This window comes from Nocardia arthritidis NBRC 100137, assembly GCF_001612765.1.
GTDB classification, from domain to species: Bacteria; Actinomycetota; Actinomycetes; order Mycobacteriales; family Mycobacteriaceae; genus Nocardia; species Nocardia arthritidis.
In genome coordinates, this window is the sequence record NZ_BDBB01000006.1 from 206,661 (window position 1) to 231,809 (window position 25,149).

24 protein-coding genes, 1 tRNA gene, 1 pseudogene and 1 riboswitch are annotated in these 25,149 nt (G+C 68.0%); of the genes and pseudogenes, 10 read left to right on the forward strand and 16 right to left on the reverse strand.

What is annotated here, in order from left to right; translation table 11 throughout:
* Positions 1 to 109 precede the first annotated feature (109 nt).
* Positions 110 to 352: a hypothetical protein gene (locus NA8_RS06465; protein WP_063049413.1), complete on the reverse strand. Its 243-nt coding sequence runs from the start codon at positions 350 to 352 to the stop codon at positions 110 to 112.
* Positions 353 to 538: 186 nt separating this feature from the next.
* Positions 539 to 1,360 carry a crotonase/enoyl-CoA hydratase family protein gene (locus NA8_RS06470; RefSeq protein ID WP_063049414.1) on the reverse strand — a complete coding sequence of 274 codons (822 nt, stop codon included), beginning with the start codon at positions 1,358 to 1,360 and terminating at the stop codon, positions 539 to 541.
* Between the two features lie 192 nt (positions 1,361 to 1,552).
* Here NA8_RS06470 and NA8_RS06475 point away from each other — a divergent pair, with 192 nt between their 5' ends.
* From NA8_RS06475 to NA8_RS06485, 3 genes are all read left to right on the forward strand, one after another.
* The gene (locus NA8_RS06475) at positions 1,553 to 1,873 is read left to right on the forward strand and encodes a 2-oxo-4-hydroxy-4-carboxy-5-ureidoimidazoline decarboxylase (protein ID WP_063049415.1); all 321 of its coding nucleotides are present in this window, start codon (positions 1,553 to 1,555) and stop codon (positions 1,871 to 1,873) included.
* A 54-nt stretch (positions 1,874 to 1,927) separates the two neighbouring features.
* Positions 1,928 to 2,404, forward strand: coding sequence for a YbaK/EbsC family protein (locus NA8_RS06480; protein ID WP_063049416.1), 477 nt, complete (start codon positions 1,928 to 1,930; stop codon positions 2,402 to 2,404).
* A gap of 106 nt (positions 2,405 to 2,510) precedes the next feature.
* The gene (locus tag NA8_RS06485; protein ID WP_063049417.1) at positions 2,511 to 3,062 is read left to right on the forward strand and encodes a flavin reductase family protein; all 552 of its coding nucleotides are present in this window, start codon (positions 2,511 to 2,513) and stop codon (positions 3,060 to 3,062) included.
* Positions 3,063 to 3,151: 89 nt separating this feature from the next.
* Here the strand turns inward: NA8_RS06485 and NA8_RS06490 are convergent, their stop codons facing one another.
* Positions 3,152 to 3,520 carry a Uma2 family endonuclease gene (locus NA8_RS06490; protein WP_084466577.1) on the reverse strand — a complete coding sequence of 123 codons (369 nt, stop codon included), beginning with the start codon at positions 3,518 to 3,520 and terminating at the stop codon, positions 3,152 to 3,154.
* Between the two features lie 89 nt (positions 3,521 to 3,609).
* Positions 3,610 to 4,929 (reverse strand): aminotransferase class V-fold PLP-dependent enzyme, encoded by a 1,320-nt coding sequence (locus tag NA8_RS06495; protein ID WP_063049418.1) that lies wholly within the window; start codon positions 4,927 to 4,929, stop codon positions 3,610 to 3,612.
* Between the two features lie 47 nt (positions 4,930 to 4,976).
* Positions 4,977 to 5,090: riboswitch (SAM riboswitch) on the reverse strand.
* Between the two features lie 675 nt (positions 5,091 to 5,765).
* Between NA8_RS06495 and NA8_RS06500 the strand changes: the two genes are divergently transcribed.
* Together NA8_RS06500 and NA8_RS06505 are read left to right on the forward strand one after the other, a co-directional pair.
* Positions 5,766 to 9,677: a Pls/PosA family non-ribosomal peptide synthetase gene (locus NA8_RS06500; RefSeq protein WP_063049419.1), complete on the forward strand. Its 3,912-nt coding sequence runs from the start codon at positions 5,766 to 5,768 to the stop codon at positions 9,675 to 9,677.
* Positions 9,677 to 11,023: a M1 family metallopeptidase gene (locus NA8_RS06505; protein ID WP_063049471.1), complete on the forward strand. Its 1,347-nt coding sequence runs from the start codon at positions 9,677 to 9,679 to the stop codon at positions 11,021 to 11,023. Before NA8_RS06500 ends, NA8_RS06505 begins: the two co-directional genes overlap by 1 nt.
* On the opposite strand, the gene NA8_RS06510 is transcribed toward NA8_RS06505, so the two are convergent.
* Together NA8_RS06510 and NA8_RS06515 are read right to left on the reverse strand one after the other, a co-directional pair.
* A complete protein-coding gene (locus tag NA8_RS06510) occupies positions 11,024 to 11,209 on the reverse strand; it encodes a hypothetical protein (RefSeq protein ID WP_063049420.1) in 186 nt (61 codons plus the stop codon).
* Positions 11,210 to 11,236: 27 nt separating this feature from the next.
* Complete coding sequence (locus NA8_RS06515) at positions 11,237 to 11,695, reverse strand: DUF2752 domain-containing protein (RefSeq protein WP_063049421.1); 459 nt, start codon at positions 11,693 to 11,695, stop codon at positions 11,237 to 11,239.
* Between the two features lie 370 nt (positions 11,696 to 12,065).
* Between NA8_RS06515 and NA8_RS06520 the strand changes: the two genes are divergently transcribed.
* From NA8_RS06520 to NA8_RS06530, 3 genes are all read left to right on the forward strand, one after another.
* Positions 12,066 to 13,118, forward strand: a complete 1,053-nt coding sequence (locus NA8_RS06520) for an alpha/beta fold hydrolase (RefSeq protein ID WP_063049472.1) — start codon at positions 12,066 to 12,068, stop codon at positions 13,116 to 13,118.
* Positions 13,119 to 13,410: 292 nt separating this feature from the next.
* Positions 13,411 to 13,866 carry a hypothetical protein gene (locus tag NA8_RS06525; protein WP_063049422.1) on the forward strand — a complete coding sequence of 152 codons (456 nt, stop codon included), beginning with the start codon at positions 13,411 to 13,413 and terminating at the stop codon, positions 13,864 to 13,866.
* Positions 13,867 to 13,999: 133 nt separating this feature from the next.
* Entirely contained in the window at positions 14,000 to 14,422 is a 423-nt protein-coding gene (locus tag NA8_RS06530; RefSeq protein ID WP_063049423.1) for a PPOX class F420-dependent oxidoreductase, read from the forward strand.
* Between the two features lie 38 nt (positions 14,423 to 14,460).
* Here NA8_RS06530 and NA8_RS06535 read toward each other — a convergent pair whose 3' ends face one another.
* The 5 genes from NA8_RS06535 to NA8_RS06555 all read right to left on the reverse strand — a co-directional run bounded on the left by NA8_RS06535 (position 14,461) and on the right by NA8_RS06555 (position 19,974).
* Positions 14,461 to 15,018 carry a hypothetical protein gene (locus NA8_RS06535; protein WP_157106557.1) on the reverse strand — a complete coding sequence of 186 codons (558 nt, stop codon included), beginning with the start codon at positions 15,016 to 15,018 and terminating at the stop codon, positions 14,461 to 14,463.
* 181 nt (positions 15,019 to 15,199) lie between these two features.
* Positions 15,200 to 16,816: an MFS transporter gene (locus tag NA8_RS06540; protein ID WP_245663688.1), complete on the reverse strand. Its 1,617-nt coding sequence runs from the start codon at positions 16,814 to 16,816 to the stop codon at positions 15,200 to 15,202.
* Between the two features lie 359 nt (positions 16,817 to 17,175).
* On the reverse strand, positions 17,176 to 18,444 hold the full coding sequence (locus tag NA8_RS06545; RefSeq protein WP_063049425.1) for a PP2C family protein-serine/threonine phosphatase: 1,269 nt from the start codon (positions 18,442 to 18,444) through the stop codon (positions 17,176 to 17,178).
* Positions 18,441 to 19,250 (reverse strand): alpha/beta fold hydrolase, encoded by an 810-nt coding sequence (locus NA8_RS06550; protein WP_063049473.1) that lies wholly within the window; start codon positions 19,248 to 19,250, stop codon positions 18,441 to 18,443. The genes NA8_RS06545 and NA8_RS06550 overlap by 4 nt, the downstream gene beginning before the upstream one ends.
* Positions 19,251 to 19,470: 220 nt before the next feature.
* Positions 19,471 to 19,974: an SPW repeat protein gene (locus tag NA8_RS06555; protein WP_084466570.1), complete on the reverse strand. Its 504-nt coding sequence runs from the start codon at positions 19,972 to 19,974 to the stop codon at positions 19,471 to 19,473.
* A gap of 145 nt (positions 19,975 to 20,119) precedes the next feature.
* On the opposite strand from NA8_RS06555, the gene NA8_RS06560 reads away from it, so the two are divergent.
* A complete protein-coding gene (locus NA8_RS06560) occupies positions 20,120 to 20,566 on the forward strand; it encodes a MarR family winged helix-turn-helix transcriptional regulator (RefSeq protein WP_063049474.1) in 447 nt (148 codons plus the stop codon).
* A gap of 84 nt (positions 20,567 to 20,650) precedes the next feature.
* Here the strand turns inward: NA8_RS06560 and NA8_RS35875 are convergent, their stop codons facing one another.
* The 3 genes and pseudogenes from NA8_RS35875 to NA8_RS06575 all read right to left on the reverse strand — a co-directional run bounded on the left by NA8_RS35875 (position 20,651) and on the right by NA8_RS06575 (position 22,541).
* A complete protein-coding gene (locus NA8_RS35875) occupies positions 20,651 to 20,875 on the reverse strand; it encodes a hypothetical protein (protein WP_063049426.1) in 225 nt (74 codons plus the stop codon).
* An 8-nt stretch (positions 20,876 to 20,883) separates the two neighbouring features.
* Positions 20,884 to 21,228 (reverse strand): annotated as a pseudogene (locus tag NA8_RS35880) (sigma factor); the annotation flags it as partial.
* Positions 21,229 to 21,350: 122 nt separating this feature from the next.
* Positions 21,351 to 22,541, reverse strand: a complete 1,191-nt coding sequence (locus NA8_RS06575; protein ID WP_063049428.1) for an NAD(P)/FAD-dependent oxidoreductase — start codon at positions 22,539 to 22,541, stop codon at positions 21,351 to 21,353.
* 253 nt (positions 22,542 to 22,794) lie between these two features.
* Here NA8_RS06575 and NA8_RS06580 point away from each other — a divergent pair, with 253 nt between their 5' ends.
* Positions 22,795 to 23,187: an Rv0313 family protein gene (locus tag NA8_RS06580; RefSeq protein ID WP_063049475.1), complete on the forward strand. Its 393-nt coding sequence runs from the start codon at positions 22,795 to 22,797 to the stop codon at positions 23,185 to 23,187.
* 227 nt (positions 23,188 to 23,414) lie between these two features.
* On the opposite strand, the gene NA8_RS06585 is transcribed toward NA8_RS06580, so the two are convergent.
* Both NA8_RS06585 and NA8_RS06590 read right to left on the reverse strand, forming a co-directional pair.
* Positions 23,415 to 23,487 (reverse strand) — tRNA-Thr (locus NA8_RS06585).
* Between the two features lie 62 nt (positions 23,488 to 23,549).
* Positions 23,550 to 24,755: a DNA polymerase III subunit delta' gene (locus NA8_RS06590; RefSeq protein WP_063049476.1), complete on the reverse strand. Its 1,206-nt coding sequence runs from the start codon at positions 24,753 to 24,755 to the stop codon at positions 23,550 to 23,552.
* Between the last annotated feature and the right edge of the window lie 394 nt (positions 24,756 to 25,149).

Consider the following 25,149-nt stretch of genomic DNA (forward strand, 5'->3'; position numbering starts at 1 on the left):
ACGAAAGCGGGGAGTCCGGTAGACATGGACTCCCCGCTCCGCTTGTCCGGGCGCGAAAGATGAAAAGGGGCACCCGGAATCCGGATGCCCCTTCTCGGCGTCAGGTGGCTCAGTAGTAGATGTACAGGTCCCAGCCGTCCCAGGACTCGATGCACTCCCAGTAGTAGCCGCCGGTGCTGGGCGACTCGCCGTCGGCCCGGCAGGCGTTCAGCGTGGCGTAGGTACCGACGTAGGTGCCGCCGTAGGCGACCTCCTGGTAAACCGGCGCGGCCGAGGCCGAAGCAGCCGTCGACACCCCGGCGACGGCGGCGGTGGCCAGCAGACCAGCGGCGAGGAAGGACTTGATACGCATTGTTCTTGCTCCTGAATGCGAGGCGAAATTTCCGACGTCCCAAACGATATGGACGATCGGCGCCTCGCACAGCCACCCCTAGGGTGAGGGCAAGGCAACCCTGAGGCGAATCACCTTGCCCACCCTCGATACCCACCCTTGGGGGCTCGGCACGGCGCACTCGCGGGGACGGGCGCGCCGCGGGTGTCACTGGCCGCGGAATTCGGGCGCGCGTTTTTCGAAGACGGCTTTGATCGCCTCGGTGAGGTCTTCCGACGGCAGGAACGCGGCGTTCCACGCGGAGACGTAGCGCAGGCCCGCCGCGATCTCGTCCTTGCGCCGCTGATCCAGCACGTCCTTGACGCCCTGCACCACCAGCGGCGGGTTCGCGGCGATCTCGCGCGCGGTGGCATGCGCCGCGTCCAGCACCGCCTCTTGATCCGCGAAGACGTCGTTGACCAGGCCGATCTTCTCCGCGCGTGCGGCATCGATGTCCTTGGCCGTGTAGGCGAGCTCCCGCAGGTGCCCCTCGCCGATGATGCCGGGCAGCCGGTGCAGCGAGCCGATGTCGGCGACGATCGCGACCTTCGCCTCACGCAAGCTGAACTTGGCGTCGGCGCTGGCATAGCGGATGTCGACGGCCGCGATCAGGTCCAGCCCGCCGCCGATGCACCAGCCGGACACCGCGGCGATCACCGGCTTGCGGCAGTCCGCCACCGCCGTGACCGAGGCCTGCATCTTGCGCAGCTCGGTGAGGAAGTCGGTGCGCGGCGCGGCCAGGGCGCGATCGGCCATGAGCGGACCGAACGTGCCGCTCATCGCGGGCAGGTCCAGACCGTAGGAGAAGTGCTTGCCCGAGCCGGTCAGCACGATCGCGCGCACCTCGGGGTCGGCGTCGAGCGCCTGGAAGACCTCCGGCAACTCGCGCCAGAAGTCGGGACCCATCGCGTTGCCCTTGCCGGGCCCGATCAACGTCACCTGCGCGACGTGATCCTTGGTTTCGACGGTGAAAGCCTGCCAATCTGTCATTTGTACAGCGTATCGAGACCACGCCGACCAGCTGTACCGGCCCGCGCGACCTCGGTGTGCGAGGATTCGCCGCGAAACCTCACGACGTGTAAATCCTGTGCAAATTGGGCGACGGCGCACTGGTTCCCGGGTCGGGACAGAGCGGATCATGGTCGAGTCAGCAAACCTCATTCACCGGGTTCGGAGGACGCCATGCTGATGCATCGGGGAATCGGCCTGGACCGGTTCAACGAGTTGCCGCGCGGCCGCGCGATCCATGCCCTCTACGAGTGCTGCTGCAACGTGACCTGGGCCGCGACGCTGGCCGGCGCTCGCCCCTATCCGGATCGGGACGCGCTGCTGAGCAAGGCCGATGTCGAACTGCTCGCGCTGTCCCAGCGGGACGTCGACCGCGCCTTCGAAGGTATTGCGCACGAACCGGTTTCGTCGCACGACCTGACCGAACTCGCGCGGATCACCCGCGAACGAATCTGCGGGATGCTCGGCCCGGCCGAGGGCTACCCGGAATACTGAGCCGTCGACGCCACTTGCCCCGCGTACCGACGGCAATCGCTCTACCCTGATGGGATGCGCAGGTCGTCATTGCCACCGGTCGCCTGCCGGGTCGCGGACACCCTCATCTCCCGGGGCCATCACGGTCTCATCGTCGCCCAGCCGGAGCCGACCCACACCGCCGCGGACGCCGCGCGGGCACTCGGCGTCGATGTGGGGGCGATCACCAAATCACTGGTGTTTCTGCTCGACGACGAGCCAGTGCTGCTGCTGGTCTCGGGAGCGCACCAGGTGGATGTGGCCAAGACCGGTGCGCGCCTGGAGGGCACGCTGACCCGTGCCCCCGCCGAGATGGTGCGCGAAGTGACCGGCCAGCCCATCGGCGGCATCGCACCGGTCGGCCACCCGACCAACCTGCCTACTTGGGTGGACAACGCGTTAGGGCGCCATCGGGAGCTCTGGGCCGCGGGCGGGCATCCCAGCACCATCTTCCGCACGTCGTTCCCGGAATTGCTGCGGATCACCGCGGGTCTTCCGATCGACGTGGACTGACCCGAAGTCGTCGCGGCCAGCCCGGTTGCGGTCCGGCGTTCGGCCGGCGGCCCCATGCGGCCTACGCCATCCCCACCGGCCGGCAGGCCGAGCGTAGTTTCGTGATGTGACCGACGCACCACGGCCCGAGACGGAACTACAGGTCCCCGATGATCTGAGCGGCATCACCGCGGAGCAGTACCGCGCGTCCATGCGCCACTATCCGGCGGGCGTCACCGTCGTCACGCTGACTTCGCCGCAGGGGCCGGTCGGCTTCACCGCGACCTCCTTCGCCTCGCTGTCGCTGGACCCGCCGCTGGTGTCGTTCAATATCGCGCATACCTCCTCCAGCCTGTCCGCCATGCTGGACGCCGAGTCCCTCGTCATCCACTTCCTCGGCGAACACCAGCAGCACCTGGCCCACCGGTTCTCCCGCACCACCGAGGAGCGCTTCACCGACCGCGCCCTGTGGACCACCCTGGACACCGGCGAACCGATCTTGCACGGCACCCCTATCTGGCTGCGCGCCACCGTGCACCAGCAGATCCCCATCGGCGACCACACCTTCGTCGTCGGCTTGGTCACCCGGGTCCACGACAACACCGACGAGAAGCCCGCCGCCGCACCATTGCTGTACTACAACGGGCGCTATTACCGACCCACCGCCCTCAGCGACTGACCCAGCGCTCGATTACGCCACCCGCGGCCGCACCCGCACGACCGACTCCGCGTCGAGCGCGAGACGGCCACTCCAGCTCGAGAAAGCAGTCAGGCACCGTCCAGCACGGCGAAGTCCACGTCGACCGGGAACGGATCACTCAGCCGGAGCACATCTTGATGGGTTTCCGCCAGCCGGTAACTGCGGCTCGCCCAGTCCAGACGGTATTCCTGGATGATCTTCACCTTGCGATCCGCGGCCAGATGCACGATCAGGTAGATCGAGATTCCTTCGTTCGCGTATTCCGCGCATTTGTCCACGGTGTCGGTGTATTCGGATCCCGGTGAGACCACCTCGACCACCCGCAGCACGTCCGCCGTCGTCAATTTCCGATCGCCGTCGACGCACCGATGCAACGCTACGTCCGGACGACGAAACGAAAATCCTGGACTCGCCGGACGACTTCGCACGTAATGCATCTCGAAGCCGGTCACCACGCCGGTGCACGGCTCGTCCGGGTTCTCTTGTTCCAACGCGTTGGCCGCACGCCATCGGGACCGGCGCGGCTTCAGCCGACGAGGCAGGGCGCCGCGCCGGTGGGGGCGGTGGAGCTGAAGGGGCGTGTTTCGGGGATGGGGTTCCACACGCCGTTCTCGGCGGTGTAGTTCCAGGTGGGACCGGTTCGTACCAGGGTGGCGATCGCCTCGATCAGGCGGTCCACGTCGGCGGAGGTGGTGCCGAGACCGATGCTCGCGCGCAGTGCGCCGTCCAAACCGAGGCGGGCGAGCAGCGGGTGGGCGCAGAAACGTCCGTCGCGCACGCCGATGCCGTGTTCGGCGGAGAGATAGGCGGCCACGTGGCCGGGGACGAAATCGTCCAGGGTGAACGCGACGATGCCGACGGAGTCGGGGCTGTCGATCCAGATGCGCAACAGCCGGACACCGGGAATCGCGGACAAGCCGTCGCGCAGGCGGTCGGCGAGCCGGTATTCGTGCGCTACAAGGGTTTCGTCGTCGATGGCGCTCAGCGAGTCACAGGCGGCGGCCAGCGCGGCGGCGCCGAGCACGTTCGGTGACCCGGCTTCGTGCCGCTGCGGCGCGGGCGCCCACTCGGTCGCGTCCCTGCTCACCTCACGCACCGCACCGCCGCCCGCCAGGTAGGGCTGCGCCGCGTCGAGCCAATCCCGCTTGCCCACCAGCACACCCGCGCCGAACGGGGCGTAGAGCTTGTGCCCGGACAGCGCAAGATAGTCGATTCCGGTGTCTTGCAAGCTTATCCGCCGATGCGGTGCCAACTGGGCCGCGTCCACCAGGATCCGCGCGCCGCACTGATGCGCGATGGTGGCCAGCCGCTCCAGCGGAAGCACCTCGCCGGTCACGTTCGACGCGCCGGTCACCGCGAGCAACGCGGCGGGCCTGCTGCACAGTTCGGCGACCAGCTTGCCGATGGTCTCCTCGACCGTGTCGGCGGCCTGCACGACGCGCCTGCCCCGCCTGGTCCACGGCAGGAAGTTGGCGTGGTGCTCGATGTCGAGCACCACGGTGTCGCCGGGAACGCAGGAGGCGAGCAGGTTCAGCGAGTCGGTGGTGTTGCGGGTGAAGACCACCACCTGGTCATCGGCGGCGTCGAGGAACTTCGAGACCGATCCGCGAGCGGCTTCGTAGCACTCGGTGGAGATCCGCGAGGCGTAGCCCGCGCCGCGGTGCACGCTCGCGTAGTACGGCAGCAACTGCTGCACCCGATCGGTGACCTGGGCCAATGCGGGCGCACTCGCGGCGTAGTCGAAGTTGGCGTAGGTCGCCGATCCGCCGTGCACCAGCGGCACGCGCAGTTCGTCGCCGGACACCCGGGCGAGTGCGGCACAGGGGTTGTCGACAGCAGTAGTCATCACGTGAATCCCGTCGGCTCAGGGACTCGCGAGCGAATGATTCGGCGAGTCCGCGCTTGCCGCGCCCGGTTGGGCGTCGGCCGGGTCGTCACCCGGAGCACCCCACCGCGGAGGAGGGTTGCCGGCCAGCAAGCCGGGGCTTTGCGCTGGCACTCATGACCAAACCCGAGAGTGGCAGAAGCGCCCCGGCACTGTCAACCACATTCCACCCGAGTCCCCATGAGCACCGCGTGGACATAACCACCACGCGTCGACCATTACAAGCACCCCCACGACGACGCGCGAGCCGCGGCCGACCCGGGATTTCGCGCAGGTCGGCGCCGGCCCCCGTCCACGGGCGAACGCGCCTCGGTTCGCTCGGCGGTTACCACCGAGCCGATCCGCTGCCGATGCGACTCGGCGCTCCGGCTCGTTTCCGGCAACGCCGCAGCATCGCGAGCGCATCCGGATTTCGAACGCGCTGAACCTGATCGCGTCGGCCCGCTGGGACCGCCTCGCTAACCGGCCGGAACACACGCCCGCCCCGGCCCCGCCGAGGAGCAGATCCGGACCGCTTGATGAGCCGAATCACACCTCCGGATCAGCGATCTCCCGGCGAACGCGGCAGGCGAGCCGCCGACCAGCGTCTTGCCCTGCCGGAACGGCGAATACCGAGCCCACCTGCAACAACGCGCATCGCGCCCGCCGATCCGGCATCCGGTTCGGTGAACAACAAGCGACGACAACCCCGGGTACCGTGGACAGCTGGCCACAGCGCTGTTTGCCCTTTGGTAACCCAGCTATGACACAACAACGGGAAAGTGTGAGGCAAGTCGATGGGAGGTGCGCAGAGCACCATGCTCGAGACAGACGTCGACGCGCCGGCGGGCCCGTTGTCACGCGGCGATCGCGCGCCGGAGGCCAGGACGCTCGTCGACATCCTGACCGCGACGGCACTCGCCCATCCCGACGCCCCCGCCATCGACGACGGCCACGTGGTGCTGTCCTATCTGGAGTTGGTCGTCGAGATCGAGAACACCATGGCCCGTCTGGCCACCGCGGGCGTGCGGCCCGGCGATCGGGTCGGCGTGCGCATGCCATCGGGCACCCGCGGGCTCTATGTGACCATCCTCGCCATCCTCTACTCCGGCGCCGCTTACGTGCCGGTCGACGCCGACGACCCGGACGAGCGCGCCCAGCTGGTCTTCGGGGAAGCACAGGTCACCGCGATCGTGACCGCCGAAGGCATCGAGACCACGGCCGCGGGCATTCGCGCAGCGGAGCGGCAGCGCGAGCAGACCTGGTCGACGCTGCCCACTCCCGGCGACGACGCCTGGATCATCTTCACCTCCGGGTCCACCGGCACTCCGAAAGGCGTTGCCGTCACCCATCGCAACGCCGCCGCCTTCGTCGATGCCGAGGCCGACCTGTTCCTGCGCGACGCCCCGATCGGTCCGGGCGACCGGGTTCTCGCGGGTCTGTCGGTCGCGTTCGACGCGTCCTGCGAGGAGATGTGGCTGGCCTGGCGCAACGGCGCCTGCCTGGTGCCCGCTCCGCGTGAGCTGGTGCGCACCGGCGCCGATCTCGGCCCGTGGCTGGTGCGGCGGGAGATCAGTGTGGTCTCGACCGTCCCGACCCTGGCGGCGACCTGGCCGGTGGAGGCGTTGGAGGCGGTGCGCCTGCTCATCTTCGGCGGCGAGGCCGTCCCGCCGGAACTCGCCGAGCGCCTCGCCGGGAACGGTGATTCGGCTCGCGAAGTGTGGAACACCTACGGCCCCACCGAAGCCACGGTCGTCGCCTGCGCCGCGCGTTTGGACGGCCGGTGGCCGGTCCGAATCGGCTTGCCGCTCAACGGCTGGGACTTGGTCGTCGTGGACCGGGCGGGTAACCCGGTGGCCGAGGGGGAATCCGGCGAACTGGTGATCGGCGGCGTCGGACTGGCTCGCTATCTCGACCCGGTCAAGGACGCCGAGAAGTACGCGCCGCTGCCTTCCGTCGGCTGGGAGCGCGCTTACCGCAGTGGCGACCTGGTCCGCAACGACAGCGCCGGACTGGTCTTCCTCGGCCGCGCCGATGATCAGATCAAACTGGGCGGGCGGCGCATCGAACTCGGCGAGATCGATAACGCTCTGCAACACCTGCCGGGCGTCACCGGCGCCGCGGCGGCCATCCGGACTACCAAGGCGGGCAACAAACTTCTGGTCGGCTATCTGACCGGTCCCGGCCCGGACTTCGACGCCAAGGCCGCGCGCGCCGTCCTCGGTGGCCAACTTCCGGCGCCGCTGGTGCCCAGGCTCGCGGTGGTCGACGAGCTGCCCACTCGCACCTCCGGCAAGGTGGACCGCGACGCGCTGCCCTGGCCGCTGCCCAATGCCGCCGAAGACGACGACGACAACGACCTGACCGGCACCGCCCAATGGGTCGCCGGGCTGTGGGATGCCATTCTCGGCGCGGAAGCCGGCGATCTCGACGCGGACTTCTTCGACCTGGGCGGCGGCTCGCTCGCGGCGGCACAGCTGGTCACCGCCCTGCGCGAACGGTATCCGCAGATCGCCGTCGCCGACGTCTACGACCATCCCCGCCTCGGCGCGCTGGCCGACCTGCTGGAACAGACCACGCCCGCGGTGGCCGTCGCCGAGCGGACGGTGCGGCCGACGCCGCTGCCCGCGCAGGCGGCGCAGGTGCTGGCCACCATCCCGCTCACCACCCTCACCGGGTTGCAGTGGCTCACCTGGCTGGCGATCGTCGGCAATATCGCGGCCTGGTCCGGCTCACTGCCATGGCTCCCCCAGCTGTCCTGGTGGTGGACGCTGGCCGCGTTCCTGCTGTTCATCTCGCCGCCCGGCCGCATGGCGATCTGCGTGGCAGGCGCGCGGCTGCTGCTGCGCGGCATCCGGCGGGGCAGCTATCCGCGCGGCGGCTCGGTACATCTGCGGCTGTGGGCGGCCGTCCGTCTCTCCGAGGCCAGCGGCGCGGAGAACCTCTCCGGAGCGCCGTGGATGGTGCCGTTCGCCCGCGCGCTCGGCGCGAAGATCGGCAAGGGCGTCGACCTGCACAGCCTCCCACCGGTGACGGGCATGCTCGAACTAGGTGACGGGTGCAGCGTGGAGCCGGAGGTCGACCTGTCCGGCTACTGGATCGACGGTGACGTGGTGCATCTGGGCCCGATCAGCATCGGACCCGGCGCGGTGGTCGGCTCACGCTCGATCTTGTTGCCGGGCACCAAGATCGGCAAGAACGCCGAGGTGGCCCCCGGCTCCGCGGTATCGGGCAAGGTGAAGGCGGACCAGGACTGGGCCGGTTCGCCCGCGGTGAAGGTCGGAAAGGCCCAGCACCGCTGGCCCGCGCACACGCCCGATCGTGCCCGGCACTGGGTCGGCATCTTCGGGATCACGTCGATGGCATTGGCCGCCATGCCGATTCTCGGTATCGGGGCCGGTGGCGCGTTCCTGGCCTGGTTCGTTCGCGACACCCGCACGCTCGCCGTCGGCGCCGCGCGCGCGTTCGCCGTGCTTCCCCTCGCGACCCTGCTCAGCCTGGGCGTCTACGCCGCGGCGACGATCGTCGCGGTCCGGCTGCTGAGCATCGGCCTCACCGAGGGCTACCACCCGGTGCGCAGCCGGGTCGGCTGGCAGGCGTGGGCCACCGAGCGGTTGCTGGATTCCGCGCGCACCTTCCTGTTCCCGCTGTACGCCAGCCTGCTCACCCCGCTGTGGCTGCGCTTGCTCGGCGCGAAGGTAGGTAAGAACGTCGAGGCGTCGACCGTGCTGCTGCTGCCGAAGTTCACCACCGTCGCCGACGGGGCGTTCCTGGCCGACGACACCATGATCGCCGGTTACGAACTCGGCGGCGGCTGGCTGCGCATCGGGGAGGCGAAGGTCGGCAAGCGCGCTTTCCTCGGCAATTCGGGGATGACCGCGCCCGGCCGCCGTGTCCCGAAGAACGGGCTGGTCGCGGTGCTGTCGGCGGCGCCGTCCAAGGCGAAGCCCGGCTCGTCCTGGCTGGGCAGCCCGCCGGTCCGGCTGCGCCGCGCCGCGGAGAACGCCGATACCGCGCGCACCTTCGACCCACCCGCGCGCTTGCGGGTAGCCCGGGGCATCGTCGAGACCTGCCGCTTGGTCCCGGTGCTGGTGACCTTCGCGATCGGGCTCGGCGTGCTTTTCAGCCTCGCCTGGCTCGCGCAAACGTTCGGCCATCTGGCCGCGGGGCTGCTCAGCGGGTTGGTGCTGCTGGCAGCAGGCGCTGTCGCGGGGGCGAGTGCGGTGGCCGCCAAATGGTTGCTGGTGGGGCGGATACGCACCAGGGAGCATCCGCTGTGGAGTTCGTTCGTCTGGCGCAACGAAGTCTCCGACACCTTCGTGGAAACGGTTGCCGCGCCGTGGTTCGCGCGTGCGGCGACCGGGACGCCCGTACTGAACCTCTGGCTTCGCGGTCTCGGCGCGCACATCGGGCGCGGGGTATGGTGCGAGTCCTACTGGCTACCGGAGGCGGACCTGGTGACTCTCGGCGACGGCGCGACCGTGGAACGCGGCTGTGTGGTACAGACCCATCTGTTCCACGACCGGATCATGGCCATGGACGCCGTCACTCTCGGTGCCGGCGCCACCCTCGGTCCGCACTGCGTGGCGCTGCCCGCCTCGGCGCTCGGCGACGGCGCGACCATCGGACCGGCTTCGCTGGTCATGCGCGGTGACACGGTGCCCGCCTCGACGCGCTGGTGGGGCAACCCGATCGCGCCCTGGTTCACGGGCGACCCCGGAGCACGCTGATGACGGGCAAGTTCTACGAAGCCCCCATCGACGAGTACCTCCCGCAGAACGGCAATCGGGGGTATCGGGTCACCCGGTACGAACTGGAGCTGGCATACCGGGTGGCCGCCAACCGCCTCACCGGGCGCGCCGCGATCACCGCGGTGACCACCGAGGCGCGCACCCGGTTCGCACTCGATCTCGCCCAGGCGCTGAGCGTGTCGAAGGTGTCCGTCAACGGGATCAAGGCCGCGAAATTCGCCCACCAGCACGGCAAGTTGATCGTCACGCCGCAGCAGCGGATTCCGGCGGGCGGCGTACTGGCGCTGGTGGTGCAGTACGGCGGCACTCCGAAACCGGTGCGCGGGCCGTGGGGTGAGGTCGGCTGGGAGGAACTCACCGAGGGCGCGCTCGTGGCCAGCCAGCCCAACGGCGCGGCGTCCTGGTTCCCCTGTGACGACCATCCGAGTTCCAAAGCGAGCTACCGGATCTCGATTACCACCGATTCGCCGTACTACGCGGTAGCGAACGGAACCCTGCTGCGCAAGCAGACCAAGGCCAGTCAGACCACGTGGGTATACGAGCAGCCCGAACCGATGTCGAGCTACCTGGCGACCATCCAGATCGGCCACTATCGCAAGCACCGCATCGGTCCCCCGCACTCCGCGGTTCCCATGCAGGCCGTCCTACCGCCGCGGTTGCGCGCGAACTTCGACCACGACTTCGCTCGCCAACCGCGGATGCTCGAGGTCTTCAGCGAGAAGTTCGGCCCTTATCCGTTCGAGGCCTACACCGTGGTCGTCACCGACGACGAGCTGGAGATCCCGATCGAGGCGCAGGGCATCTCGATCTTCGGCGCCAACCATTGCGACGGCCGGCGCGGCGCCGAGCGGCTGGTCGCGCACGAGCTGGCCCATCAATGGTTCGGCAACAGCCTGACCATCCGGCAGTGGCGCGACATCTGGCTGCACGAAGGCTTCGCCTGCTACGCGGAATGGATCTGGTCGGAGGCCGCGGGCGGACCGACCGCCGACCAGCTGGCCCGCGCCGCGCGGCACAACCTCTCCCGCGAGCCCCAGGACATCGTCATCGGCGATCCGGGACCGCAGCGCATGTTCGACGATCGCGTCTACAAAAGGGGTGCGCTCACCCTGCACGCGCTGCGCCTGGAACTCGGCGATTCGGGGTTCTTCGACCTGCTGCGGGAGTGGACCATCCGCTACCGCCACTCGTCGGTGACCACCGAGGAATTCACCGACCTGGCGGGGCACTACAGCCTGGTGTCGCTGCGCCCGCTGTGGGACAGCTGGCTGCTCGCCGAGCGGCTACCGCAGCTGCCGCCCTACGGCGGCGCGTCGACGGCCTGATCAGAACACCAGATAGCGCGCGGCGAGTTCCTCGACGAGCGGATCATCCTCCGGGACGTTCGCCAGCGCGTCCAGATCGGTTTCCACGGCGATCTGCCTGGGGTCGTCCTGCTCGGTATCGCGCGGATCCTCGATGAGCTGGCGCAGCAACTTCTCCCGCACCCGGGTCTTCAGCGAATCGTTCATACCTGAGGGTGCCCCCACATCGGCGTGTTACACGGGTGTGAACAGGGTTCCCCACGGCGTATTGCGCACTACGGTGTAGATCGCCAGCAAGGCGAAGAATGTCCACATGGTGCTCCGGCTGATCGACGGCAGCCGCATCTTCTGCCCGCGCCAGGACTGGACGGTCCAGTCCGTCACCCACACCACGAACGCGACGACCAGCGGGATCGCGAGCAAGTTACTGTGCAGGGCATCGAGCACGTGCCCGTCGGTGAGATTGTGCACGGCGCGCATCCCGCCGCAGCCGGGGCAGTACCAACCGGTCAGCGCGTAGACCGGGCAGGTGCCGTAGGAGCCTTCGACGTGCGGATCGCGCAAGTGCAGCAGCACCCCGACGCCCACTCCGACGCCCGCGACGAGCAGGGGAAGTCCGACGCCACGCCATCCGGTCCTCGGCTCGGGTCCCAGCTCCGTAGCGGGGCCGGAGGAAGGTTGCGCGATGTCCACGAAGTCAACCGTAACCGGGTGGCGATCGAGGACGCCACAGTAGCGCCGCCTATTTCGGCTGTGCGAACCGGAGCACGTTGCCGGAGGGGTCGGCCAGTTCGAACCCCGGCCCACCCGGACCGTCTTCCGGGCGACCCGGATCGGCATGGCGGTAGCTCTTGGCGCTCAGCTCGGCATGCCGGGCGAAGACGTTGCCATCAGGCCGCGATACGTCCGATACCTCACAACCCGGTTCATTCCGAAATGATCTTTTGCGGTAGCGATTCCGGGGGTACTCCCCGATATACACCAGGAATGCCGTCGTGCAGCGCTAGCACTAGCAAGCACCTTGCTTGCACTGTACGGTGACGGTGGACACAAAGGAGTGCTCATGCTGGCGAAGTCGATGAGGACGCTGGCGGACGCGCACAACGGTGCGCTGACCGCCGATTACCGTGCCGGACTGCGGTCCCGCACCTTCCGGACCGCGTCATTGAACGCGCCCACCGCCCGTCACGCGGTCATCCCCGTCACCACCAAGGACGGCGCTCGCCTGCGAGTACACGCGTACGGTCCCGCCGAGGGCGATGTCATCGTCCTGATCCACGGCTGGAGCTGCAGCATCGAGTACTGGAACCCGCAGATCAACGCCTTCGCCGACCGGTATCGCGTGGTCTGCTACGACCAGCGCGGCCACGGCGCCAGCGAACTCGGCAAGTCGCTCCCCACCAAAGAGTCGCTGGCCGACGACCTTTCGGTAGTCCTGAACGCGACGCTGCGCCCCGGGCAACGGGCTGTTCTGGCCGGCCACAGCATGGGCGGGATCACGGTGCAGGCGTGGGCCGCTCGCTATCCGGAGCAGGTGCGCAAGCAGGCCGCCGCCGCCGTCCTGCTGAACAGTTCCTCGGGCAATATCCGCTACGACACGGATCTGCTTCCGCTGCTGAACAAGCCGCTGACGCTGGCGGACCGGCCGATCACGGTGCTCGGCGCCACCGTTCGGATGCCGATGATCGTCGCGGAGACGCTGCTCACCGCGCCGGTCCCGCTGCCGGGAGGCTGGCCGGCCAGCGCGCTGCTCAAGGCGCGCGTGATGACTCCGCACGCCACCGCCGACCAAGTGGAATTCGCGCTCGGCATCGTGCGCTCATGCCGGCCGCTGACTCGCGGCAGGCACGCCGCCGCCCTGGCCGACATGGATCTCGCGGAAGCCGCCGCGTCCCTCACGGTACCCACGACGGTGATCGCGGGCGCTCACGACCGCTTGCTGCCCGAACGCATGTCGCGACGCATCGCCGACGCCCTCGCCGAGACGGGCCATCTGGCCGCGTACCACGTGTGGCCCACCGGCCACCTGGGCAATATCGAAGCCGCCGACCGCTTCAACGCGGAGCTGGCCGCTATCGCCGAGACAGCCCACCTGCGCTCCGCAGCCGCGGGCTGACCGAGACCGTTCCCTTGGCCGGTCGATGACGCCCGGTCCAGGGGCGAAGTTCTCAGGAAGGTGGAGCCGACCGCCGACACGCCCCGGCCCCTCATCGCACTCCCGTTGGTTTGCCAACCAGATACTGCTAGACAACTCTTCGGACGACATCGGCCGCTCACCACGAAAATCCGGCGTTTCTACGCCGGATTTCCTTTGTTCGACTCGACCTCCACACGCTCTCGTTAACATTCGGCGAACTCAAGTCGACTCAGAGGACAGACAGGTTCGGGTTCCGACGAAGGGAGCAGCGGTGAATCTCCGGCGCGGCGTGGCGGTCCTGGTTCTGGCAATCGGCGCACTCGGTGTGACCACCCCGGCGGCCCCCGCGCTTCCCCTGGGCGTCCCCCCTGCGCGAACGCTCTGCGGCGGCGACGGTGCCGGCATCGGCATGATCGCCGCCTTCTACGACCCCGACCGCAACTACTCCGATGTTCCGACGCTCTGGATCCACCCGGAGTTCGTCTTCGCATCCGATCGGCCCGGCGGCTCCTGTGGCGTGACGGTCACCGTTTCGTGGCGGAACTCCGACACCGGCGTCTTCGGGACCCTTCCCCCCATACGACTCGACGACAGGACCCCGGCCGAGGAGAACGTCGCCGGCTCGTGGATACCGGTCGGCATTCCCTCCGGCCTCGGCCGAGTGGAAGTCCTGATCGCGACCGACTCCCCCCACGTCCCGGGCAAGGGAGTCTTCGTAGTCACGTAGTCCGGGCCCGCCGCCCCGGCGCGACCGGCGCGGACTCCCGATCAGTGGCGGATCCATCCGATCCGCTTGCTCCGATGGCGATCTCGACGAGCACCGGGGGAATGAAAACGTCGGCCGAGCGGTAGAACAACACATGACACTCGACGACGACGCCCGCGCACTCATCGGACCCGGTGCCGACGCGACGCTGGTCACGATCAACCCGGACGGCAGCCCACAGGTCTCGGTCGTCTGGGTGGCTCTGCAATCGACACCGGACGGCGACGAACTCGTCACCGCGCACCTCGGCGTCTACCAGAAGATCCGGAACGTCCGCCGCGACCCACGCGTGGCGGTGACCATCTTGTCCCCGGAACGGGGTGAGGTGATGCGCCCGTATCTCTCGATCACCGGCACCGCACGCGTGGTGGAGGGCGGCGCACCGGAGCTGCTGCGAGAACTCGCCAAGACTCTGGCCAGTCCGAATGCCGAGTTTCCTCCTGCGGACGCCCCGCCCGGTTACCTCACCCGGATCCGCATCGAGAAGGTCGGCGGCATCGGCCCTTGGGCCTCCTGACACCGATGCAAGTCCCGCGCTCCGGCCGAGCCCGGAACTCAGCCGGAGTGACGGCGTGACTTCATTCTCCGCACCCATTGAGCGATAGCCACCACGGCCGAGAACATCGCCGTCGCGCCGGCCAGCAACGCGGTACCGGTGAGTTTCGCGGTGGAGAACTCCACCTTTCGTAGTCCCGGTAGGGGGTATTGCCCATTGCCCGAGGCCCATCGGACCACGTAGCCGACCTGAGTCCCGAGGTCGGTGGGCGGGCCGGACCCGATCATCGAGCGCAGCTCCGGTCCCTTTCCGTTCAGATAGACCAGCGTGAAGGCGACGAAGAGCGCCACCGCCACCGCGGAAACGGTCGTCAAGCGAGCGAGCGCTTCGGTGCGGGCCCAGAGATTGATCACCGCGGCGATGACGGTGAGGAAGATCGCGATGGTGGCGAGAATGGCCCACTTACCGCTGAGGTTGGAGTGGGCCGGCGGACTCTTCGACCACAGGCCGACAAGCGTGGTGGTGATGTGGGTCTGACCGAACGCATTGCTCCAGATCGTGCCATCGGGCCCGCCGGTGGTGAGCCACGGCTTGAACAACAGTGTGAAGGTGATCAAGCTCCCCACCGCGGCACACAGAAAGCCCGCGTTGTCCCGGAGCGAGATCGCGAGCGGCCGGACCCGCGCCCGTAGTTTCCCGACGTCGACTCGGCGCTTTCGGGCATTGCCCGCTGACCGGCGCGGTGCGGCTGCCTGTCGATCCTTGCTCGTCCGCCACGGAGTCGGCTGCACCATCTCGCTAATCCCCGTTCGTTGCATCGATGCCCGACGCGCCGTCAGGCACCGGCTCGCTACTTATCGCGACCGGAGCTCGTCCGGCCGAAGCGGGATCCTGTTCGACATCGGCTTCCAGGGCGCTTCCCCAGCCGCCCACAACCGCGCCGGGAGTCGTCTCCGAGGGTTTCGCCACCGACAGCGGATCCGCGATGTCCTCCAGGGACTGCCCTTCGGCGTTCACTCCGAAGAACCAGGCGACCAAACCGCCGACGATCATGAACCCGGCGCCGATGAGGTACCCCACCGTGAGCGGGAACCGGTCGGGGCTCGGGTTGTCGGCGCCGCCTACCAAGTGCCCGAACAGGAACGGTGCGACAACCCCACCGGCGCCCTGCGCGATGGCGAAGAAGAACGAGATGGCTTGACCACGCAGTTCCAGCGGAAAGATCTCGCTGACCGTGAGATAGGCAGAGGAAGCGCCCGCCGAAGCGAAGAAGAAGATGACGCACCAGAAAATCGTCTGCGTGGTGGCGTCGAGCATGCCCGCGTTGAATGCCCAGGCGGAGAGGAAAAGCAGGAAACCGGATATCGAGTACGTCGCGCAGATCATCTTCCGCCGACCGATGCTGTCGAAAAGCGGACCGAGCACCAGCGGGCCGATCAGGTTGCCGATCGCAAAGGGGAAGAAATAATAGCCCGTGTGATGCGCGGGCACGTCGTAGAAATTGATCAGAACCAAACCGACGGTGAAGAATATCGCGTTGTACAGAAATGCCTGGGTAGCCATCATCGTGAATCCGAGGAAGGAACGGGAAGGATACCGTCCGAAGAAAATCCGACCCATCTGCAGATAGGAGAGCCGCTCCGTGTCCACGATATCCAAGGCTTTGCTCTCGTCGACCGGAGGGAGTTCGACTCCCCTACTCCGAACCTGCGCTTCGATCTCGTCGACGGTCCGCTCGGCTTCCTCGGCCCGCCCATGCGTGAGCAGCCAGCGCGGGCTCTCCGGGATGTGCCTGCGCAGGAAGATGATGACGAGCCCGAGGACGGGTCCGATGAAGAATCCGAGTCGCCATCCCCAGTCGGTCGGAATGAAACGTTCGTTGAACAGGACCAGGCTGGCTGCCGCCCCCAAAGCCGCACCGCCCCAATAGGTGCCGTTGATCGCGATGTCGACCCGGCCCCGATACTTCGACGGCATGATCTCGTCGATCGCCGAATTGATCGCCGTGTACTCTCCACCGATTCCGGTGCCCGCGATGAAGCGGAAGAAATACAGCGACCACGCATTCCAGGAGAAACCGGCCAATCCGCTGCCGATCAGATAAATCGCCAGGGTCAGGATGAAAAGTTTCTTGCGACCCAGCCGGTCGGTGAGCCGGCCGAAGACGAGTGCGCCGACCACTTGGCCGGCCAGGTACCACGAAGCCATCGCGCCGACCTGACCGGACGTGAGATGCAGTGCGTCGGCGTCCTGCAGCGGTCCGCCCATGCTGCTGACGATCTGGATCTCGATTCCGTCCAAGATCCAGGAGACGCCCAGCCCCACGACGATGAGCCAATGGAACCCGGTCCACGGAAGCCGGTCCATCCGGGCGGGAACCAGACTTCGGATTACCTTGGTTTGGTTTTCCAACACTTGATGATCACCTCGATTGCAGAAGAAGCCGGTTCGCCCACGGGGCCGCGTGGAGTCGGCGGGATCGGACCGCGTCGATGCCGGGCGACGATGGGTCTCAGAAGGGCGTAAGCCTCGATCTGGTCTCGGCATCTGCACCGGCATCGCTCCTCATCGCCCCGAGCGGAACCTGGTTACGCCAGGGTTACATGAATATTGGTTCGTTGTGAATTGTGCCACTATTCGACGGCTCATTAAAGTTACGAGATATCCCCGGCACAGCGAAGCGGCGTTTCAGCAGGTAACGGTTCGAGGGCGGGGTCGAACAGCTCAGTTCCCGGTGGAGCACAGCTCTGGAGCGCGGTGTTCCCCCGCCGGGATCAGGGCGTCGCGCCCTGCGATGGAGGTAGCGCGTGGATGGCGAGGACGGCGGTATCGTCCTCCACTCCGGACCCGAAGGAGGCGAGCAGTTCCCGGATGGCCTCGACGCCGCCGGAAGCCGTGACCGGCGCCATCGCGCGGGCGAATTCGATGAGCGCGCGGTCGCCGTAGCGACCACCGTTCGCCGTCGTGCGGGCTTCGGTGAGCCCGTCGGTGTAGAGGATCAGGGTGTCGCCGACCTCGAGCCGAACCTCCCTGGTGACGATATGGGCGTTTCGGATCGCCCCGATGAGCTGACCGCCCCAGGTATGCATTTCCTCCACGTACCCGTCGGAGCGCAAGAGCAGGGCCGGCGGGTGCCCCCCACCGGCCAAGGTGATGTCGCAACCGCCACGCTGGGGGGTGGGTTCGATCAGGCCGAAGATGATCGTGCAGAACCGCGGGTTGTGGCCGTGGGACCGCTCGGTGAGGGTGGTGTTGAGCATGTCGAGCACGGCAGCCGGATCGCGGGTATAGGCGGTGGTGGTGCGCAGTGTGTAGCGGGCCAGGGAAGTGAGGGCCGCGGCAGGAGCGCCTTTGCCGCAGACATCGCCCAGGAACATTCCCCATCTGTCGCCGGTGATCGGGAACAGATCGTAGAAGTCGCCGCCGACCTCGTCGGCGGAGGCGATGTGGTAGTACGCGGCGACCTCCAGGCCGGGAACATCGGGTAGTTCGGGCGGTAGCAGGGTGGTCTGCAGAGTGGCGTTCAGACGCTGGAGGCGTTCGCGCTCCTGCTCGGCCTCGCGGCGTGCCCGTAGCAGCTCGGTCTCATAGGCGCGGCGCTCGCGGGCGTCGAAGACGGTGGTGCGGATCAAGAGCGGTTGTCCCTGGCTGCCGGTCTTGACCTGCGAGCTGACCAGGACGGGTAGTCGGCCGCCGTCGGTGGTCTTCATCTCCAGGGCGATGCCGCGGATCTGCCCCTGCATGCGCAGCAGGGGAGCGAAATGGGTCTCGTGATAGAGGCGGCCACCCACGGTGAGTAGGTCGGAGAAGTGTTTACGGCCGACCAGTTCGTCGCGCCGCAAGCCCAGCCAGTCCAGCAGCGTGGCATTCACCTTGGCGATGCGACCGTCCAGCGAGGTGGAGAGGTATCCGCAGGGCGCGTTCTCGTACAGGTCCTCGGCGCTGTCCTCGAGCAACGCGGCGAACGCCGCGTCGTCATCCGTTCCCGCTCCGAGAGCACTGCGAGCACTGCCACAGTCTCGGTCGCCCGCGGCGCTCGTCATCCGGTCTCGGCGGCGAAGGCGGCTATGGCGTCGGCGGTTTCCGCCGGAGCACTGAGCTGGGGGCAGTGGCCGGTTGCCGTCAGCGTGACCAGTCTGCTCCCCCGGATCCGCTCGTGGACGAAGGCTCCGACCTCGAGTGGGGCGATAGCGTCATCGGAGCACTGCAGGATCAGAGTGGGGACCTCCACCGCCGCGAGATCGGCGCGGTTGTCGGCGAGGAACGTGACGCGGGCGAAGACTCGCGCGATTTCCGGGTCGGTGCGGCAGAAACTGTTGGTGAGTTCCTCGGCCAGCTCCGGCCGATCGGGGTTGCCCATGATGACCGGCGCCATCGCACCCGACCAGCCCAGATAGTTCGCATCGAGCGCCTCCAGTAGTTCATCGATGTCGGCGGCATCGAAGCCGCCCCGATATCCGGTGGCCGGATCATCGATGAAGCACGGCGAAGGAGCCACCAGCACCAGTCCGGCGAACGCCGCGGGCTCGCGGGCGGCGGCGAGCACTCCCATCATCGCACTCACGGAGTGCCCGACGAAGATCACCGGCCCCAGATCGAGTTCGCGAAGCAGCGCGAGCACATCCTCGACGTACCCGTCCATGCTGGAATACCGCTGAGGGCTCCAGGCCGACAGGTCGGAGCGGCCCGCACCCACGTGATCGAACAGTACGACGGTGAAATCCCGCTCCAGAACCGGGACAACCAGCCGCCACATGTGCTGGTCGCAACCGAAGCCGTGGGCGAGCACGACCACCGGCGCGCCGGTCTTGCCGCTGACGGTCACATGGTTCCTGCTCAGCACCTTCACATAGACACCTTCGCAGAAAACTCGCGCGGACGCCCGCCGCCGGTCGTTCTGCCTGGCACGCAACTGCCGGTAGAGGTCAGGTCTGAAGTAGCCAGCGCCCGCGGCCACCCCAGACCCAACACCTCTCAGTGTGCGAAGAACTCATCCTCGGACGGCTTCGATTTGCAGGGGTTTGCGGGTCGGAAAAACCGTGCCGGTACAGCCGGATCGGACTATGTGCTCACCGCGCGGAAGTTTCCGGCGGAAGCCCGGACGGTCGTTGCGTCCGAGTCGCGTTCGCGGCAGGCGCCTCTCCGGTGAGGCGGCCGGTCCGCCTCATCCCGAGGAACATCGAGCCCAGGCCGAGCAGCACAGCGATCGCGCCGACGACCACGTTGTTCCAGATCGTCGACGTGGTGTCGACGTCGCCGCTGACCACCCAGGGAGCCAGGATCGTCCAGAGGCCGAGCAGTGGCGCGGCCCAGACGATGCCATGGGTCCGGCCGTAAACCGAGGCGAATCCGAAGGCCAGCATCGCCAGGGCGATGCCGACGACGAGGTTGTTGACGGTCAACGTCGAGAACCCGTTGAACCCTACGACCCACGGGGAGATCGCGATGTAGAGCCCGGTCAGGAACATCAGGCCGGTGACCGCTTGGGCGTCGGGCGCCTCCGAGGCGCGCTCGTACTTCTCCCGCAATTCCACGATGTCGGGATGCCGACTCATCATGGTTTCACTACTCATACTCTCCACCACCCTTCAGACGTAGTGGCGAATCGAAGCTCTCCCGAGCCGGGCGGCCGCGATCGATCCAGGAACGCGGCCCGTCCTGATCGCCGCTCAATCATATATCATTCTGTGATAATATCACTCCATGATGGATGGGTCGATGCCATCGCCGGTCCTGCCTGAGTCTCAGCACCTCAGTGATCAGGAATACTCGCGGCTGCTGGCGTTCCGGGCCGGGCTTCGCCGGCTCCTGCGGTGGAGTGAGCGCCGGGCGGCCGAAGTGGGGCTCACCGATACGCAGCACCAACTGCTGCTGGCGATCCGGGGGCATTCCGCCCCGGGCGGGCCGACCATCGGAGAGATCGCAGGCTACTTGTCCACCCGCCACCACAGCGTGGTGCAACTGATCGATCGCACCGAGCAGCTCGGCCTCGTCGCCCGCAAGCGAGGGCAGGGCAACGACCGCCGCGTCGTCCACCTCACCCTCACCGAGGCGGGCAAGGAAACCCTGGCCCTGCTCAGCGCCACACATCTGGAAGAACTCCAGCGACTGACCCCACTCCTCGGCACCCTCGACGACCTGCCCGCCGTGCCGCAGGCAGGATGAGCCTGCCGGACCCACCGCAACCGAGACGCGGTAGGCGAGACGGTCACCACCTCAGTCGGTGCGCGAACGGGCCGTAACCGGTGTTCAGCGCAGAGTGAGTGGGATCTCGGAATCGACGCGGGTCAGTTTCTGCGGGTTGCGGACGTAATAGAGGCCGGCGATACGGGGGTCCTCGACGCGCATCGCGATGACGCCGTCGAGTGCTCCGTCCACGAACAGAGCCAATCCGGGACTGCCGTTGACCGTGGTTGCCTCGACAGTGAGCGCGACGTCGTTCCTGGTGGGCCCGCCGACGATGAATCGGCCCACCTTCCCCGCACCGATGACGTGGTGAGCAGTGGCTCGGGCAACCAGGAACCCACGTAAGCCTCCCTGCGGCGTTTCATCGACCGCAGCCGGTTGAGCGCCTGACGGGTGGTGATCCGAACCAGATAGGCACGGGCGTCGTCGACGTGCGCCGCGTCGACCGCCACCCAACGCAGCCACGTCTCCTGGAGTACGTCGTCGGCATCGGCCGCCGATCCGAGCATCTCGTAGGCGACGGTGAACAGCAGGTTGCGGTGGGCGACGAACGTTTCCGTCGCCTCGACCGTGGAGCGGTCGCGACCCGCTCCCGCATCGTCGGCCCGCCGCGACTCGCCGGGTTCATTTGCCGTGTCCATCTCGTCCTCTTCTTCCGTCCGTCGGGGGCCGTGCGACGCCGGTTGTCGCTGCCGCGTGCGGCAGCGCCCGCGATCAGGGGTGCTGCCGCACATCGTGCAGTCGAAGTCACCGGCGGGTTCGGCTAGGCGACCGGTGACGCGGTGACGCTACGCCGGGCCTCCAGCAGAGCCGGCCTGTGCTTGCCGTCCTTGAACCAGGAGTGCGAACCGGGCTTACGCGCCTCGTTCACCAGGTGTTCGACGCTGGAGGAGCAGGAGAACTCCTTGAGCTTCTTGCCCACCGGGCCGCTGAAGTAGAGCCGCAGCGCGGTGTCGTCCTTGTGGGCGAGCTGGAAGATCCCGGCGCCGCGGCCGAAGCTGATGCACATTGCGGGGAACGACAGGTCGATCGGCGCCGGCCGGTCACCCGCGATGCGGTGCAGCACGGTGTCCGCGGCATGGGCGCCGAGGCAACCCGCGGCGTAGGCGCTCATCCGGAACGGCAGATCCGACGGTGCCGCCGAATCGCCCGCCGCGACGATGCGCTCGTCGTCGACGCTGGTGAGGGTCTCGTCGGTGAGCAAACGCCCGGCGCTATCGGTGCTCAGCCCGCTGCGGGCGGCCAGATCCGGAACACCGAAGCCCGCGGTCCAGATGGTGACCCGGCTCGCCAACGTGCGGCCGTCGGCGAGTTCCACGGCCTCCCGCGTCACCGCGGCGACTGCCGAGTCCGGGCCTTCCAGCACGCTGACCCCCAGCTTGGCGAGATACTTACGGGCTGTGCGCCGAGCCTTCGGATGCAGATACGGGCCGAGGATCCCGCCGCTGACCAACGTGACGCCGCGCCCCCGCTCTGCCAGCTCGGCGGCGGTCTCGATGCCGGTCGGACCGCCCCCCACGACCGTCACCGCCGCCGCCATGGGCGTGTCGAAGAGCACCGACCGCAACCGCTGCGCCGCCTCCAGAGTCGCGACCGGGTAGGCGAACTCGGCCGCGCCCGGCACCCGTGGGCCCGCGCTGCCGCTGCCCACCGCGTAGATCAGGTAGTCGTAGCGGATCTCGTCGCCCTCCGCCATAGTCACCCGGCGCCCGGCCGCGTCGATTCCGGTCACACTGTCGACGACCAGCCGCACGCCCTCGGCGAGGACTTCGGCATAGTCGACGACCGCATCATGGGTTCCGCCCACCAGTTGGTGCAGACGCAGCCGCGGGACGAAAAGCGGCCGGGGATTGATCACGGTCACCGCAATGTCGTCACGCTGCGTGAGACGGTTCGCCGCCATCACGCCGGCATATCCGCCGCCGATCACGACCACATGGACGTTCTTGCTCATGGTGTCTCCTTCGCTCCGAGAGGCTCGGGAACAAGACACCGCCGTGGCGCACGTCCTGACACACTGTGATTCAGGTCACTTGATAAATCGGTCGGGGACCCCGAGATTCGGGCAAGCCGCTCCGGAACCAAGCATGGCAACGCTGTCGTCACCGCCGCTCAGCTGTCGAGGACAGATGCGGTCGGCGTGGCGAAGTCGGCGTTTCGCGAGGACACTGAGGGCGTAGCGCCCACCTCGTCCCCAGGAGCACATGATGCCAACCAACGGACCTTTCGGCATCGATCCGGAAGATTTCGAACGCGCACTGCGCGGGGCGGGAACCGAACTCCGCGACCTGCTCGGGAAAGCCGGCGTATACCTAGACCGCGTAGACCACGCGAGCCTCGGTTCGCTGGCGTCGCTGTTCGGTCAGTTCGTCCAGCCGGAACGGCCACGTCCACCGGAACCCGAGGGCGAGATCACCGGTGAGACGGGCAGCGGGGTATGGGCGATCTACAGCATCGACGACACCGGCGAGGCCAGGATCGACCAGGTATTCCCGAACGAGCTCGAGGCCTTACGCGCACATCGCGACAACACCGATGATCGCCGTCGAGTGCGGTTTCTCCCCTATGGGGTTCCAGCAAGCGTGTTGGACGCACCCTGACGCGCGGACTCGCTGCACGAGTTGGACCCGGCCGGTATCGCTTCCAGTTCCACAGTGTCGTGCAAAACCTGGGACTTGCGGTATGAGCAGTTCGAGACTCGCATGCGTCACCACCGCCGCTACAGGGCCGCCCGGGGCGCGGCGTGGAGGCATGGATGGCGCCTCGAGATACAGCTGACGACACCCAGTAGTCAGCGCGGAAACAACCGCTGACCTGGCTATATTTGAGCCGCCTGGGGGAATCGAACCCCCGACCTTTTCATTACGAGTGAAGCGCTCTACCGACTGAGCTAAGGCGGCGTGCCTTTCGGCCAAGCGAGTCTATCCTCTCGCGGCCCGATCGCGAAAACAGGTGGTCACGGTCACTGTGCGCGGGCCGCGATGAGCGCGGCGGCCATGGCGGCGAGGGCGAAACGGGGTTTGACGTTCAGGTCGAGCGCGGTACGGCAGGCGAGCACGGCCTCGATGGACTTCAGCAGGCCTTCGGGGCGCACGCGCTCGGCCAAGTCGTGGATCTCGTCGGACAGGTCCGGGTGGGTGAGCGCGATGCCGGAGCCGAGCCGGGTGGCGCCGAATCGGACGGCCAGCGCGTCCCGGTAGACGCCCGCCACGTCGATCAGGGCGCGATCGAGTGCGTCGCGGCCGGTGCGGGTCGCGCGGGACTTCTGCCGCCGCTCCAGATCCTTCAGCACGCCGGCGGAGCCGCGGGTCGCGCTCGCCGCGCCCTTGCCCGTGCCGCCCGCGCCCATCGCGGTCGCGAGTTCCTCCCGCTCGCGTTCGTCGCGGGTCGCGCTCATCTGTTTGGCCTCGTCGTCGGCCGCGCGGACCAGCTCGTCCGCGGCGGCATAGGCCGCGCCGGGCTTCCCGGCCGCGGTGACCAAGGCCAGAGCCCGCCTGCGGCGGGCTCGCGCCTCCTCGTCGGTGGCGAGCCTGCGGGCACGGCCGACATGCCCGCCGCTGATGGAGGCAGCCCAGTTCGCGGTCTTCTCGTCGAGGTTGTCGCGTTCCCGCAGCACCCGCGCGATGGCGGGCACCGATGGCGTCACCAGGTGCACATGCCGGCAGCGGGAGCGCAGCGTGATCGAGATGTCCTCGGGGTCGACCGAGGGGGCACACAGCAGGAACACCGTCCGCTCCGGCGGCTCCTCGACGACCTTGAGCAGCACGTTTCCGGCCGCCTCGGTCAATCGGTCGGCATCCTCGATGACCACCACCTGCCAGCGCCCGGTACTCGGCCTGCGCGAGGCCACCTGCACGATCTCGCGCATCTCCTTGGTGCTGATGCTCAGTCCTTCGGGCACCACCCGGCGCACATCGCCGTGCGTACCCGCCATGGTCGTGGTGCAGGCGTGACACCTGCCGCACCCGGGCGTCCCCGCGTCGGTGCACTGCAACGCCGCCGCGAAGCACAGCGCCGCGACGGATCTGCCCGAGCCGGGCGGGCCGGTGAACAACCACGAATGCGTCATCGCGCCGTCGACAGTCCCCCCGCGCGCCGCGACGGCGGCGGCAGTCAACTCGGACTCGACCGCCTCCTGGCCCACCAACCGATCGAAGACACCCGCCACGCCGTACACCCTAGCCGCCCCTCCCGACAAACCCCGGCCGGTCTCGAACACCATGCTCGCCACCGTCGACGCCCACATGCACGGCCTGTCACACGCTGCCTGGTTCAGCCGCACCCCGGCCCGACCACACATCCCACTGGATCAGCCACCCGGCCACACACCGTCCGGCTCGACCGCGCACCTCTCACCAGGCCGCGCACGACCCGGCTCGGCCGCGCACCGCCCGCCAGGCCACACCCCGCTCCACCACGCACCGCCCGCCAGGCCGGGCACCGCTCTCGGCTCCACCACGCACCGCACACCGGACCCCACCACACACCGCACACCGTCCCGCCCAACCGCCCGCGCGGCCCGCTCGCCCGGCCACACACCGCCACAGCCCCGATTCACCGAA